The following is a 13151-nucleotide window of genomic DNA, read 5'->3' on the forward strand; positions in this document are numbered from 1 at the left end:
TCTCGTGTGAGCTTGCCCGAATTACATTTAGTAAAAAGGCTAAACTAACATTACCTTAGGCAAATAGAAGGGTGATGTGAAAGTGGATAAAAAAGATGTAAATTCAGGGGACAAAGTGTTTGTGATCTACCGCAATCCGCATGCGGCTAATGTAGCCAATATTCAGGAGGCTGAAATCGTGGATCATCCGAATCATCCGGGGGAAAAAGCCTTATTCATCCATGATTCCTATCATTTATTAGACGAAGAGGACGCCATTTTTCCAACTTATTCAGATGCAGAAGTCATGTACAATAAGCTATTTGATTATGAACAATATGAGTAGCTGATCCGCAGCAGGTGTGCTGCGGGTTTTTTTTATGAAAAAGAAAACCCTAGGCTAGGACCAGGTTCAAAAATACTCTCAGCGTGATAGTAAAACCGAGGGCTTGATCTTGAAGCTTAAGCAGCAGCAAAAAATCAATTCAGCGTGAGGATTTTATCACACATTTGAATTTAAACCCGTAATAGAAAGGAAAATTTTAAAAAGGATATGTTGCGCTCAGGTAACAAAGGTTAATGATATACCGCTTTGAATAAAGGAAGTGAAAGCATGGTAAAGCCGTTTGTACCGCAGCTCGTCTACATTGAACCAAGAGCGCTTGAATATCCCCTTGGAGTCCAGCTCAAAGAAAAATTTGAAAAAATGGGCCTTGAAATCAGAGAAACGACTTCCCATAATCAAGTGCGGAATATTCCTGGCAAAAATCATCTCCAGCAATACCGGAATGCAAAGTCTACACTTGTGGTAGGTGTTCGCAAAACCTTAAAATTTGATACTTCAAAGCCGTCTGCTGAATATGCAATTCCACTTGCTACAGGCTGCATGGGACACTGCCATTATTGCTATCTTCAAACAACAATGGGATCAAAGCCGTATATCCGCACGTATGTAAATACAGAAGAAATCTTTCAGCAGGCACAGGAATACATGGATGAACGAGCACCGCAAATGACAAGATTCGAAGCTTCCTGTACATCTGATATTGTAGGAATTGATCATCTGACCCACTCTTTAAAACGAGCAATCGAATTTTTTGGCACCTCAGAGATGGGACGGTTAAGATTTGTAACAAAATTTCATCATGTCGATCACTTGCTTGATGCTGATCATAAAGGCAAAACACGTTTTCGATTTAGCGTAAATGCAGACTATGTCATTAAGAATTTTGAACCGGGAACCTCTCCTTTAGATAAACGATTAGAAGCAGCAGTTAAAGTGGCTGGCGCAGGTTATCCGCTTGGATTTATAGTCGCACCTATCTATATTCACGACGGTTGGCAGGAGGGATATTATCATTTATTTTCAAAACTTGACGAGCTTTTACCGGAAGATGCACGTGGTGACATTACATTTGAAATGATTCAGCATCGTTTTACGAAACCGGCTAAGCGTGTCATTAGTAAAAATTATCCCAAAACAAAGCTTGAGATGAATGAAGATGACCGAAGATACAAGTGGGGAAGGTATGGAATCGGCAAATATATTTATCAAAAGGATGAAGAAGCAGATTTAAGAGAAACTTTAGAAACATATATAGATGAATTCTTTCCGAATGCAAAAATCGAATACTTCACTTAGGTTCTTCCTTGCTTTTGAATTGCATGCAAACAATAATCAAAAAACAAGGGATCTCCCCTTGTTTTTTATTTATTCTGATATTTATTTTTAGAACAATGAACCTATCCCTGTTACTATAATAAGAGAAGAATAAAGGAGGATGTTTGCAATGGAACTTGGATTAAAAGGCAAGGTCGCATTAGTGGCTGCATCAAGCCAGGGCTTAGGATTAGCTATAGCCGAGGCGCTTGTGAGAGAAGGCGCACATGTCATGATAACAAGCAGAAATCCTGAGAAACTGCATGAAGTAAAAGAAGGGCTGACGAAATTGGGCAGCGGATTGATTGAATACAAAGCATGCGATTTAACAAAAGCAGATGATATTCAAAATTTAGCAGAGGAAACTGCGAAGAGATTTGGCACAATCGATTTGCTCGTCAACAATGCCGGCGGGCCGCCCTCAGGAACATTCGAGCAAATGAGTGATGAGGATTGGCAAAATTCATTTGAGTTAAATCTATTAAGTCATGTTCGTCTGATTCGATCTGTTATCCCGCACATGAGGGGAAAAGGCGGGAAAATCGTAAATATTGCTTCTTCATCTGTTAAAGAACCAATACCAGGCTTAATCCTATCCAATACATTCCGTTTAGGAATAGTCGGTCTGACAAAAACGCTATCGTCAGAATTAGCACCATATCAAATTTTGATAAATACGGTGGCACCAGGCAGAATTTCAACTGACAGAGTCGCACAGTTAGACCGCTCAGCTGCTGAAAAACATGGAATCAGCATAAGTGAAGTGGAAGAAAATGCGAAGCGGGCGATCCCAGTCGGGAGATATGGAAAGCCTTCAGAATTTGCATCGTACGTTCTTTTTCTGCTTTCTGATGTGAATAGCTATATAACAGGACAAACACATCTTGTTGATGGAGGAATGGTCAAATCCGTTTAAATCAAAGAGAATATTAATCGCCGGTCAGAAGAAAACTAACCTAAGAATCTTAATACGAGGGTGGCAAATTTATGGCGATCGTATTCGCTGTGATTTTAATATGGCTGGCAATTCATATTTTTGTGTATTCAAGTAAACAGGTAAATCCATTAGAAGCTATTTTTGTCTTTATGTTGATCTCGATAGTAAATAACATTTTCTGTTCAATAATTACTGATAACTTGGGATGGGCAAAAGCAATGGAAACACCGACGGCAAAAACGGTTATAACTTTACAGAGAATCATCATCATCCCGCTTCTTTTTCTGATTATCGTGAATGGACATAACAGGCTGAAGAAATTGACATCTGAATTGCTTTTGCTGCTTTTCTCATTTGTCTTAATCGTTGCAATAGAAGAGCTATGTTCTTATTTTCATATCATGAATTACATGGAAAACAGATGGCTGATTCCAGTCCTGCATTCATGTTTGCTCTACCTTACAGGAGTCCTTGCCCTTCACCTGTACCGCCCAATTTTGAAAAAGGGGATTATGATGCGTTGAAGGACATGATAAATGAATTATATATAGTATGTACACTACTTACGGCATTTCTGATTTCAGTGAAGCTGCCGCAAAAATTCCCTGCTGCAATTACAGTGCTGATTTTCACCTTCAGCGCATTTATAGGACTGACAGCAGATCATATTTTAGCCATTTCGCCATATGACATTTATGACGTGAATGATTCACCTCATTTTGAATTTTGGGATTTTATTTATTACAGTATGTATGGTTTTTCTGGTTACTTTTTTCTCTATCTCTATCAGCATTGGAGAATAAGGGGAATTCTTACAATCGGGTATATTGTACTCTGGTCCATATTTTCTGTTTTTTACGAATGGATAGCTGTCATTGTCGGCATATTTGATTTCAGCAAGGGGTACAGAATGCAATATTCCTTTCCGGTTTATTTATTCATTCAAACCTTCTTTCTCATATTTTTTTATATTGTAATGAAAGAATATGATAAGCTAAAAGAAAAGTCTTCCATTATATCGTGACTTTTTAATTTAGAAAGGAAGATGAAGATGACAGAAACTAAAGGTGTAATTGGGTTTATCGGTACTGGTGTAATGGGGAAAAGCATGGCAGGCCATTTGCTGAAAGAGGGCTACCCTGTTCATGTTAATACGAGGACAAAATTAAAAGCAGCTGAATTAATTAAGGCTGGTGCTGTCTGGAAAGAGACAATTGCAGATCTTGCATCTTCATCAGACTACATTCTGACAATGGTTGGCTATCCATCTGATGTTGAAGAAATCTATCTAAGTGAAACAGGCATTTTGAATTCTGCAAAAGAAGGTACATATGTCATTGATATGACAACTTCTAAGCCAAGCTTGGCAAAGGAAATTTTTGAACTTGCGAAACAGCGTCATATTTTTGCTCTCGATGCTCCGGTTTCAGGCGGAGATATTGGAGCGAAAGAAGCCAGATTATCCATTATGGCAGGCGGAGATCAAGCAGCATTTGAAAAATGCATGCCTATTTTTTCGGTCATTGGACAAAATATTGTGTATCAGGGTGAAGCTGGGAGCGGGCAGCATACAAAAATGTGCAACCAAATTGCGATTGCTGCAGGAATGATAGGGGTCAGTGAGGCCATTGCATATGCTGAGCATGCTGGATTAGACCCTGAAAATGTCTTGAAAAGTATTTCAGCGGGTGCTGCAGGCAGCTGGTCGCTAAGCAACCTTGCTCCACGAATGCTTAAAGGAGATTTTGAACCCGGTTTTTACGTAAAGCATTTTTTGAAAGATATGGGCATTGCCATCGAAGAAGCGAGTCATATGAAGATGGAGACACCAGGCTTATCACTAGCGCATTCTTTGTATGAAGAACTGTTAGAAAAAGGAGAAGGAGACAGCGGTACACAAGCGCTTTACAAGCTATGGAAATCATAATCAGGAAATTGAAAGATTTTTCAGAAGCTCCAATGGATCTTTTGCTTGAGGCGGATCCTTTTGAAGAGAAAATTGGAAAATATATAAAAACATCTGATATATATATTGCTGAATTAAACAATACAGCAGCTGCTGTCATGGTGTTAACACCCATATCTATTAACTCGATGGAACTCATGTATCTTGCTGTGGATACAGGTGCAAGAGGAAAAGGAATCGCAAAAAAGCTGATTGCCTATGCTGAAAAGGTGTGTGCAGCACAAAAAATGGATACGTTAGTGGTTGGTACTGGAAACTCTAGCTTGGATCAGCTTGCTTTATATCAGAAATGCGGCTTTCGGATGAAGGAAATACTGGAGGATTTCTTTATTAAACACTATAACGAGCCCATTTTTGAAAATGGGATACAGTGCAGAGATATGGTTAGACTAAACCTAAAAATAAAAAGAGATAGCTAGAAAAATCTAGCTATCTCGTAAAATATGAATCTCTCTATTATTTACCGATAAACATTTGAGTCCAGTAGTTGCCTTCAGCTACATGGCCTACACCAATGTGAGTGAAGCTTGAATTCATGATGTTTTTACGGTGACCTTCACTGTTCATCCATGCTTGTACAACTGCTTCTGGAGAAGCTTGTCCTTTTGCAATGTTTTCACCAGCTGTGCTGTATTGAACTCCGAATTTTTTCATCATGTCAAACGGAGATCCGTAAGTTGGGCTGTTGTGAGAGAAGTAGTTCTTGCTTTTCATGTCTTCTGATTTTGCTTTTGCAGTTTTGCTTAAAGTTTCATCAATTTGAAGTGGTTTTAAGCCTTGTTTTTGACGCTCTGCATTTGTTAGTTCAACAACTTTTTTCTCAAATTCACTTACAGAAGCTGGTGCTTGCTCTTTTTTTGCAGCTTCTTGCTTAGGTGCTTCTTGTTTAGCAGGTGCTGCTGGTGCTGTTTCTTGCTTTGGAGCTGCCGGCTTAGCTGGCGCAGCTTCTTGTTTTGGAGCTTCAGCCTTTGGTTGCTCTTGTTTTGGAGCTTGTCCTTGCTGTGCTTTAAATTGTGCTAATTGCTGCTTAATCATTTCTTGAAGCTGAGGGTTGTTAATGTTATTTAAAAGATCGTTCGTTTGTGCTTGATTCAAATTGCAGTTTTGACCAGCAATTTGGTAAGCTTTTACTTGTATATTAGATTGAGGTGCTGCTGCATCTGCAGATTGTCCCCCAGCATTGAATGTGAAAATAGTAGCTGCTGCCGCAACTGAAAGTACGATAGATTTCTTCATGAAAAAATTCCTCCTAAGAAGTTTTTGTTTGGTGCGTTTCTTGCTACAACAACATCTTATCACACGGTTTTTGTAACAATATGTCCAGTGCTTTCCATTGACATCATGATATCTTTTATTCTAATAAACTTACAATAAGTAAGCGTTAACAACTCTTTGACACTACTAGTTTCTAAGAATGATTAGACAAAGTTTCCATTATGCTGTCTAAATTAAAAATTCCCCTATAAAATTCCATTAGTACTAACTTTTTCATTGAATTGATTCTTGACATAAATTTTAGACCTATTTTTATGTAACAAGTGTTACATAGGTGTTACAATAGAATTTGAAAAACGTTAAAATGAACGTTAAAGGAAAGTTTAAATTTGAAAGGGGTATAAATTCGTTGACTGAGCCAAGTAATAGTCAAGCTGATCTGCGAAAATTTAAAAAAACACGTTTAATCCGCATCAATGTTTTCTTTTTCTTTGTGTTTTTATTATTCGTAGCACTTATCATTCGGCTAGGTGTTGTTCAAATTGTTCAGGGTGAGGAATTTTCTAAAGAAGTAAGCCGTACAGAATCAAACTACGCAAGCTTTCCGGCACCGCGCGGAAAAATGTATGACCGAAATGGAAATGTACTTGTCGAGAATAAAGGCGTTGATGCCATCACTTATACAGTAGAAAAAACTACAAATGCCACTGACAAAATTGAGGTTGCCAAAAAACTGGCTGCTTTAATTGAGGTGCCAACCGATTTTTTAAAGGAGCGGGACTTAAAGGATTATTGGGTTGCAGCTAATCCTGAAGAAGCGGCTGAACTCCTTAAACCGAAGGAAAAAGAAAAAGACGGAAGTGAAACATATAAGCTTCAGATTGACCGTGTCCCAGAAGAAGAACTCAATCGATTGGAAAAAGATCAAGCAGAAATGGAAATTGTTGCATTATATACACGATTTTCAGCAGGATATGCCTATGAGCCTCAAATCGTCAAAGCAACGGAGCTAACGGAAGATGAAATTCTTTCTAAAGAAGAATTATCACTTGTGGCAGAAAATCTTGAGATGCTGCCTGGTGTAGATGTAATTACAGATTGGGATAGAGTATATCCGAATGGAGATTTGCTTACAGGTATTTTTGGGGGATTGACCTCTCCTAAGCAAGGTATTCTCAAAGAACGCGAATCTTTTTATAAAGCAAGAGGATATGCAAGAAATGAACGAGTTGGACGAAGCAATCTTGAATATCAATACGAGGATTACTTAAATCCGCGCAAAGCAAAAGTTCAGTATGTGACGGACAGCAGCGGTAATGTCATTTCTGAAGAGGTCGTGGATGAAGGACGCCGAGGTTATGATTTAAAGCTATCCTTTGATTTAGAACTGCAAAAGCAGGTAGATGCAATTGTAGAAGAGGAGCTTAAAGCAGCAAGAGCCAAACCAGGAAACCATCTCGTTGACCGTGCCTTTGTTGTGATGATGGATCCTCATTCTGGCGACGTTCTTGCGATGTCTGGCAAGAAATACAGTTTTGAGGAAAATAAAATTAACGACTTTACAATAGGAAACTTTACGACGCAGTATGAGATTGGATCTACGATAAAAGGTGCTACGGTTTTAGCAGGCTATCAATATGGAATTCCTAGAGGAACTGTATATAACGATACGCCACTTTTATTAAAAGACACAAAACCTAAAAAGTCTGTAAGAAACATGGGTCCAGTAAATGATGTAACGGCTCTAAAAAGAAGTTCAAACGTTTATATGTTTAGAGTAGCAATGGAAATAGCAGGAGAAAAATATGTTCCAAATGGACCATTTGATGCTTCTTCTAAAGATTTTCAGCTATTGAGAAACTATTACAGTCAGTTTGGATTAGGCGTGCCAACTGGGATCGACTTACCTAATGAATCGACTGGTCAGCAATCAACACCTGATAATCCTGGTATCATGCTAAATATGGCAATTGGCCAGTTTGATACGTACACACCGCTTCAGATGGCGCAATACGTATCGGTTATTGCAAATGGGGGCTACCGTGTAGAGCCGAGAATAGTTACCAGTATTCATAATCCAGTTGAAAATGAAGAACTGGGACCTATCGTTACGGAACACGAAGGAAGAATATTGAATCGAGTTAGCAACTCAGCTGAGGACATCCGACAAGTTCAGCGAGGATTCGAAGCTGTAACGAAATCTGGCGGCACAGCAGCTGGAACCTTTGGCAGATATGATGTAGCAGGAAAAACGGGAACGTCTCAAACATTATATTATGGTGAAAAGAGTAAACGTGCCTATTGGGGACAGGAAACAAATAATTTAGCGTTTGTAGGGTATTACCCAGCTTCTAAACCAGAAGTAGCAATCAGTGTGATTGTTCCCTACACAGGGAAAAATGCTGCTCATCCAGCTAACAAAAATATAGCGAAGCGTGCAATTGAAGCTTATGCCAATTTAAAGCCTGAAAGCAAGCAGCCAGTTGAAGGGGTAAAACAAGAGCAATCAGAAGATCAAACAGCTGATAGTGAAGAAACAGAATAAGAAGTAAAGTGAGCTTTCCAAAACGGAAAGCTCTTTTTTTGCATTCTGATGATAAATTTGTCAATGACAGTAAAAAATAAAACTATACGAAATGAGGGATACAATGGAATTTTACGCAAAAGACAATATTCAGATGATGAAGAGGTTTCCGGATTTCGCCCCTGACATTTATCAGTCATATATTGCTTTCAGTAAAGCTGTACTAAGTGATGGGCATTTAAGCAGAAAGGAGAAAGAAATCATTGCAGTCGCTGTATCTCATGCGACGGAATGTCCCTACTGTATTGACTTTCATACGAGAAAAGCGAAAAAAGCAGGGGCCAGTCTCGAGGAATTATTTGAGGCCGTGATGGTGACGGCTGCAATTGAAGCAGGCGGGGCATATGCTCACCGTACACAGATGCATCGGGCATATGATGGGAAAATTGCTGAGTCACTTTATAGTCGGAATGATTTAGAAAATTTGAATGCATTAACAGATCTTTCGTCAGAGATTCAGCAGACAGCAAGAAGTTTTTTTAGAAAAGCTTTGGCTGCAGGCAAGCTTGATGCGAAATTAAAACAGATAATTGCAGTTGCAATAGCCCACACTTCTGAATGTCCGTACTGCATAGCTTCTCACACAGAGGACGCAAAGAATGAAGGATGTTCGAAAGAAGAATTGGCAGAAGCGGTGATTGTAGCTGCACTCCTCAGATCAGGCGGTGCAGTTACGCATGGGGTTAATATGGTTCAGTCTTTTGAACGTGCAGAGGAAGAATAGCAACATAAAAACATGAATGATGTTCCAAACTAGGTAAGAATCCATTTGATAGGAGTGAGACAAGTTATGTCTAAAACAAATAAAAACAAAGCAGATCAAAAAAACAAAAAAGGTTTCGATTCAAGTAAAATTGACTCCGAATTCAGCGGAGAAATTGGGAGCGCAGCCGCAAATCTTGCACATAAAGAAAAAGCGAAAAAAGAAAAAGAAGCAAAGAACTTTGGAGAATATAAAGATTAATGAGGGGCCGGGGATAACCCGGCTTTTTTCATTTTTTTAGGCTCTGTTAAATAAAAATGGCGAAACCTGTATCCAAGTATAAACGTCAATTGAAATGAGGGGGGAAATGTTTGAACAGGTTAGCATTTATTCCAATACTGCTGCTTTTAGCAATAGCTTTGACTAGCTGTAATTTATTTGATTCTAATAATGCTTTGCCGGTTGAGATGGTAGCATTTAATAGCCTTACGGATGAAGAAAAGGATGTAATTCCTGTAAGCCCTAAAGATTCAAACGTAAAGATAGTGGCTGTGAATGGTGAAATAAAATCTTTAATTGATAACAACTATGATGAAGAAGAAGTTTACTCCGTAACATTTAATCATACCGAAACTAATTCTTCTGGAAATCTTGTAGTTTTTATGGCTTTGGATAAAAAAACAGTTGTTGGCAAGAGTTTTAACGGTAAATAAATATTCTTCAACTTTAGGCTTCCAGAAAGAAGACGAAAATTGGGAAACCATTGGAGTGCAAGGGTTTCCCAATTATCAACATCAGCATTCAAAACAGCCTTTTTTTACATAACACTACGTTCTAATCAATTTGAAGAAATTAACTTTTTATGTAAAAAAAGAAGGTTTAAAGAGGAATTTTGCATGAACAAATCGAAGATTGATAAATGGAGCTGGAAATAGATCATTTATTAGAGAATTGATCTAGCCTTTTATTGAGAAAAAGGGAACATATAAGGGGGGCAGTGCATGAAGCAGGAGACTGAAAGCGAATATCAGGTATTGCAGCATGCTGATCTATTCGCCGTTTTGAACGAGAACGGCAGGTTTCAATTTATATCGTTAAACAGTAAAGATCATTTAGGCTTTTCATGTTCAGAAATGATTGGAACTTCCCTGAAAGACTATGTGCATAAAGATGATTTATTTCTAGTTGAGGGCTACTTTTATAATGACCATCATCTGTATCCATGCACGTTTCGTTTCCAGCATAAGAATGGCACATTTATATGGCTTGAAGCAACAAGTGATTTTATTAAACCCACCTCACTATCAACCGAAACCCAGATCATTATCAAAATAAAACGAATTGAGCCTTACGAACAGGAACATGATTCTAAACCTGTTCAACGAAATAACCCTATCTTAATAGATGAATCTGATGAAATCAATCGACATGCGGGTGAATTACTGTCACAAATGCCCTGTCCATTATTCATTTCCCAAAAAGGACAAATGTGCTATGTGAACCAAGCTTTGATTGATTTGCTTGGCGGCAAATCAAAAGAAGATTTGCTTGGGAAAGAAGTGTTCGACATTATCGATCAGGATTATCATGATATTGTGAAAAACCGCATTCAAAGAATGCAGAAAGGCTCATATGTTGGCTTAATTGAGCAAACTTGGAGAAGGCTGGATGGGACGCCTATTGAAGTTGAGATAAAGGCTTCTCCGATTACATATCAAAATAAGCCAGCAGAACTGGTTGCCTTAATCGACATTTCCTCCAGAAAAAAATTTCAAAAAATCCTGCAAAAAAGCAGAGAGCGTTACCAGCTGCTTATCCAAAATTCTATCGATACAATTGCAGTCATTCACCGTGATAAATGGGTTTTTATGAATGAATCAGGGGTTAGGCTGTTTGATGCAGATAATTTTCCTGATATGCTCGGAAAAAATATATTCAGTTCCCTTGACATTGAATACCACAGTCAAGTAAAAGAAAAGCTTGAAAAAATCGTTCAGCTGAAGTCAGATGCTGAAGTGACACAACAATCATGGCGTACGTTCAAAGACAAAACCATTTACACAGAAATGGTGAGTATTCCAACTACTTACTTCGGTGAGCCTGCAGTTCAAGTCATCTTACGAGATATTTCGGACCGGAAAAAAGCCGAAGAATTAATGCTCCGTTCTGAAAAACTTTCTGTTGCAGGGCAGCTAGCAGCAGGAATTGCCCATGAAATTCGAAATCCTCTTACTGCCATTAAAGGATTTTTGCAGCTAATGTATTCTGAATCGAATGGAAATGCAAACTATTATGAAATTGTTTTTACAGAATTAAATAGAATCGAGCTGATTTTGAGTGAATTGCTTATGCTTGCAAAACCTCAGGAAACTGTTTTTAAGACAACGAATTTATACACCTTAATTCAAGAAGTGGGTACTTTGCTTGAAACACAGGCAAATATGAACAATGTTTTGATTGAGCAGCATCATCAGGAAAGTAAAATTGAGCTAAATTGTGACCAAAATCAAATCAAACAGGTATTTATTAATCTGATGAAAAATGCAATTGATGCGATGCCGATAGGAGGGAAAGTGACTCTATCCTCATATAAAGAGGATCATTCAATCTTTGTCACCGTAAAAGACGAAGGAGAAGGCATTCCTCCCGAAGCCCTCAAGAAAATTGGAGAACCCTTTTTTACTACAAAAGAAAAGGGCACAGGTCTTGGGTTAATGATTACATATAAAATTATTGAAAATCATAATGGAACATTGTCCATTGAGAGTGAACCTGGAAAAGGCACGACATTTACTATAAAATTTCCTGCTTATAATGAACATAAAAAATAACCAGCAAATACTAAGTTCTCACTGGTTATTTTTATTTTGTTCAAAATTTAATCATTCGAGTATCATTATCCACGCTCTAATAAGTAGTTATATGTTTTTCCATTCTATTTAGCCCTTCCTCAAGCTGCTTAAAGCTGCATGCATAGGATATTCTGACATATCCTTCGCCGTACGATGAAAAGGCGCTTCCCGGGACGACAGCTACGCCACCATCTTTTGCCAGGGAATAGGCAAAGTCAAAGGAAGAAATATTTAATTTCTTGATGCTTGGGAAAATATAAAATGAACCATCAGGCTTTACTGTTGGAAGACCCATTTTTGTTAATCTTTCATAAACATAATTCATGCGCTTTTCGTACTCTGTTTTCATAGGAAATGCGTCATTGATTCCTTCGTTCAATGCAGCGAGTGCCGCTTTTTGAGAAATAGATGAAGCACAGGATACATTGTATTGGTGTACTTTTAATAAATGCTTCGCAATTTGCGCAGGAGCAAACAAAAGACCGATTCTAAATCCTGTCATACTATGTGATTTCGATAGTCCATTTATAACGATCGTTTGATCGCGCAAGTGTTTTGCAATCGATTCATGCTTGCCGTTAAAAACAAGCTCGCTGTAAATTTCATCTGATAATACAAAGAGATCTCGCCCTCTAATGAGATCTGCGATTTTTTTTATCTCTTCCGCATCTAATGTAACACCAGTAGGATTAGATGGATACGGAAGAATGATACAGCGTGTCTTTTCAGTGATGTGCTGCTTTATAAGATCTGCTGTTAAACGAAAATCATGTTCTGATGTATTAATATGAACAGGTACTGCACCGCACAGGGAAATAATAGGCTCATACCCTGGATAAACAGGACCAGGCAATATGACTTCACTGCCCACATCTAAAATGGCACGAAACGAAATATCAATGGCCTGACTGGCCCCTGTTGTAACGATAATTTCACTTTCGGGGTGATAGTCCAGTTCATACTTCTTTTTTAAAAAGTGAGCAGCGGCTTTCCGCAGTTCAAGGTATCCGGCATTATGCGTATACGTCGTGAAATTTTCTTGAATGGCTTCAATTGCCGCATTCTTCACATGAGCGGGCGTCAAAAAGTCAGGCTGCCCAATTGTCAGTGAAATCGTGTCATCGAATGCTGCAACCATGTTAAAGAATTGACGAATTCCTGAGATTTCAATATTTTTTACGTTCTTATTAATAAGATGTTCCATCATTGTTCATCCTTTATTCTTATATGTAATCATGCATTATCATTATTGTAC

General features: G+C 38.3%; 14 protein-coding genes. 12 read left to right on the plus strand and 2 right to left on the minus strand.

Annotated elements, in window-relative coordinates:
- Positions 1 to 82 precede the first annotated feature (82 nt).
- The 7 genes from CYJ36_RS03175 to CYJ36_RS03205 all read left to right on the plus strand — a co-directional run bounded on the left by CYJ36_RS03175 (position 83) and on the right by CYJ36_RS03205 (position 4961).
- Positions 83 to 325, plus strand: coding sequence for a transcriptional regulator SplA domain-containing protein (locus CYJ36_RS03175; RefSeq protein ID WP_101564709.1), 243 nt, complete (start codon positions 83 to 85; stop codon positions 323 to 325).
- 267 nt (positions 326 to 592) lie between these two features.
- The gene (gene splB, locus CYJ36_RS03180) at positions 593 to 1621 is read left to right on the plus strand and encodes a spore photoproduct lyase (protein ID WP_101564711.1); all 1029 of its coding nucleotides are present in this window, start codon (positions 593 to 595) and stop codon (positions 1619 to 1621) included.
- 148 nt (positions 1622 to 1769) lie between these two features.
- On the plus strand, positions 1770 to 2555 hold the full coding sequence (locus CYJ36_RS03185; protein ID WP_101564713.1) for an SDR family oxidoreductase: 786 nt from the start codon (positions 1770 to 1772) through the stop codon (positions 2553 to 2555).
- A gap of 71 nt (positions 2556 to 2626) precedes the next feature.
- Positions 2627 to 3100, plus strand: a complete 474-nt coding sequence (locus tag CYJ36_RS03190; protein WP_101564715.1) for a hypothetical protein — start codon at positions 2627 to 2629, stop codon at positions 3098 to 3100.
- Positions 3101 to 3105: 5 nt separating this feature from the next.
- Complete coding sequence (locus CYJ36_RS03195) at positions 3106 to 3600, plus strand: hypothetical protein (protein ID WP_219621060.1); 495 nt, start codon at positions 3106 to 3108, stop codon at positions 3598 to 3600.
- A 27-nt stretch (positions 3601 to 3627) separates the two neighbouring features.
- On the plus strand, positions 3628 to 4503 hold the full coding sequence (locus CYJ36_RS03200; protein ID WP_101564720.1) for an NAD(P)-dependent oxidoreductase: 876 nt from the start codon (positions 3628 to 3630) through the stop codon (positions 4501 to 4503).
- Complete coding sequence (locus CYJ36_RS03205) at positions 4491 to 4961, plus strand: GNAT family N-acetyltransferase (protein WP_101564722.1); 471 nt, start codon at positions 4491 to 4493, stop codon at positions 4959 to 4961. Before CYJ36_RS03200 ends, CYJ36_RS03205 begins: the two co-directional genes overlap by 13 nt.
- Before the next feature lie 37 nt (positions 4962 to 4998).
- On the opposite strand, the gene CYJ36_RS03210 is transcribed toward CYJ36_RS03205, so the two are convergent.
- Positions 4999 to 5778, minus strand: a complete 780-nt coding sequence (locus CYJ36_RS03210) for a CAP domain-containing protein (RefSeq protein ID WP_101564724.1) — start codon at positions 5776 to 5778, stop codon at positions 4999 to 5001.
- A gap of 388 nt (positions 5779 to 6166) precedes the next feature.
- Between CYJ36_RS03210 and CYJ36_RS03215 the strand changes: the two genes are divergently transcribed.
- The 5 genes from CYJ36_RS03215 to CYJ36_RS03230 all read left to right on the plus strand — a co-directional run bounded on the left by CYJ36_RS03215 (position 6167) and on the right by CYJ36_RS03230 (position 11875).
- Positions 6167 to 8302 (plus strand): peptidoglycan D,D-transpeptidase FtsI family protein, encoded by a 2136-nt coding sequence (locus tag CYJ36_RS03215; RefSeq protein WP_257962379.1) that lies wholly within the window; start codon positions 6167 to 6169, stop codon positions 8300 to 8302.
- 103 nt (positions 8303 to 8405) lie between these two features.
- On the plus strand, positions 8406 to 9065 hold the full coding sequence (locus CYJ36_RS03220) for a carboxymuconolactone decarboxylase family protein (RefSeq protein ID WP_101564727.1): 660 nt from the start codon (positions 8406 to 8408) through the stop codon (positions 9063 to 9065).
- A gap of 66 nt (positions 9066 to 9131) precedes the next feature.
- A complete protein-coding gene (locus tag CYJ36_RS23520) occupies positions 9132 to 9305 on the plus strand; it encodes a hypothetical protein (RefSeq protein WP_180850040.1) in 174 nt (57 codons plus the stop codon).
- Positions 9306 to 9415: 110 nt separating this feature from the next.
- Positions 9416 to 9757, plus strand: coding sequence for a hypothetical protein (locus CYJ36_RS03225; protein WP_101564730.1), 342 nt, complete (start codon positions 9416 to 9418; stop codon positions 9755 to 9757).
- Positions 9758 to 10045: 288 nt separating this feature from the next.
- Positions 10046 to 11875, plus strand: coding sequence for a PAS domain S-box protein (locus CYJ36_RS03230; RefSeq protein ID WP_101564732.1), 1830 nt, complete (start codon positions 10046 to 10048; stop codon positions 11873 to 11875).
- A 76-nt stretch (positions 11876 to 11951) separates the two neighbouring features.
- On the opposite strand, the gene CYJ36_RS03235 is transcribed toward CYJ36_RS03230, so the two are convergent.
- Positions 11952 to 13100, minus strand: coding sequence for an aminotransferase A (locus CYJ36_RS03235; protein WP_101564733.1), 1149 nt, complete (start codon positions 13098 to 13100; stop codon positions 11952 to 11954).
- Between the last annotated feature and the right edge of the window lie 51 nt (positions 13101 to 13151).

The sequence above is a fragment of the Bacillus sp. UMB0893 genome (genome assembly GCF_002858905.1).
Lineage (GTDB): Bacteria > Bacillota > Bacilli > Bacillales > Bacillaceae > Bacillus_P.

Excerpts from the sequence above, each read along its gene's own strand:
- CYJ36_RS03230 (WP_101564732.1), top strand. The coding sequence starts at position 10,046 with ATGAAGCAGGAGACTGAAAGCGAATATCAGGTATTGCAGCATGCTGAT.
- CYJ36_RS03205 (WP_101564722.1), top strand. The coding sequence starts at position 4,491 with ATGGAAATCATAATCAGGAAATTGAAAGATTTTTCAGAAGCTCCAATG.
- CYJ36_RS03235 (WP_101564733.1), bottom strand. The coding sequence starts at position 13,100 with ATGGAACATCTTATTAATAAGAACGTAAAAAATATTGAAATCTCAGGA.
- CYJ36_RS03220 (WP_101564727.1), top strand. The coding sequence starts at position 8,406 with ATGGAATTTTACGCAAAAGACAATATTCAGATGATGAAGAGGTTTCCG.
- splB (WP_101564711.1), top strand. The coding sequence starts at position 593 with ATGGTAAAGCCGTTTGTACCGCAGCTCGTCTACATTGAACCAAGAGCG.
- CYJ36_RS03210 (WP_101564724.1), bottom strand. The coding sequence starts at position 5,778 with ATGAAGAAATCTATCGTACTTTCAGTTGCGGCAGCAGCTACTATTTTC.
- CYJ36_RS23520 (WP_180850040.1), top strand. The coding sequence starts at position 9,132 with ATGTCTAAAACAAATAAAAACAAAGCAGATCAAAAAAACAAAAAAGGT.
- CYJ36_RS03195 (WP_219621060.1), top strand. The coding sequence starts at position 3,106 with ATGATAAATGAATTATATATAGTATGTACACTACTTACGGCATTTCTG.
- CYJ36_RS03190 (WP_101564715.1), top strand. The coding sequence starts at position 2,627 with ATGGCGATCGTATTCGCTGTGATTTTAATATGGCTGGCAATTCATATT.
- CYJ36_RS03200 (WP_101564720.1), top strand. The coding sequence starts at position 3,628 with ATGACAGAAACTAAAGGTGTAATTGGGTTTATCGGTACTGGTGTAATG.
- CYJ36_RS03185 (WP_101564713.1), top strand. The coding sequence starts at position 1,770 with ATGGAACTTGGATTAAAAGGCAAGGTCGCATTAGTGGCTGCATCAAGC.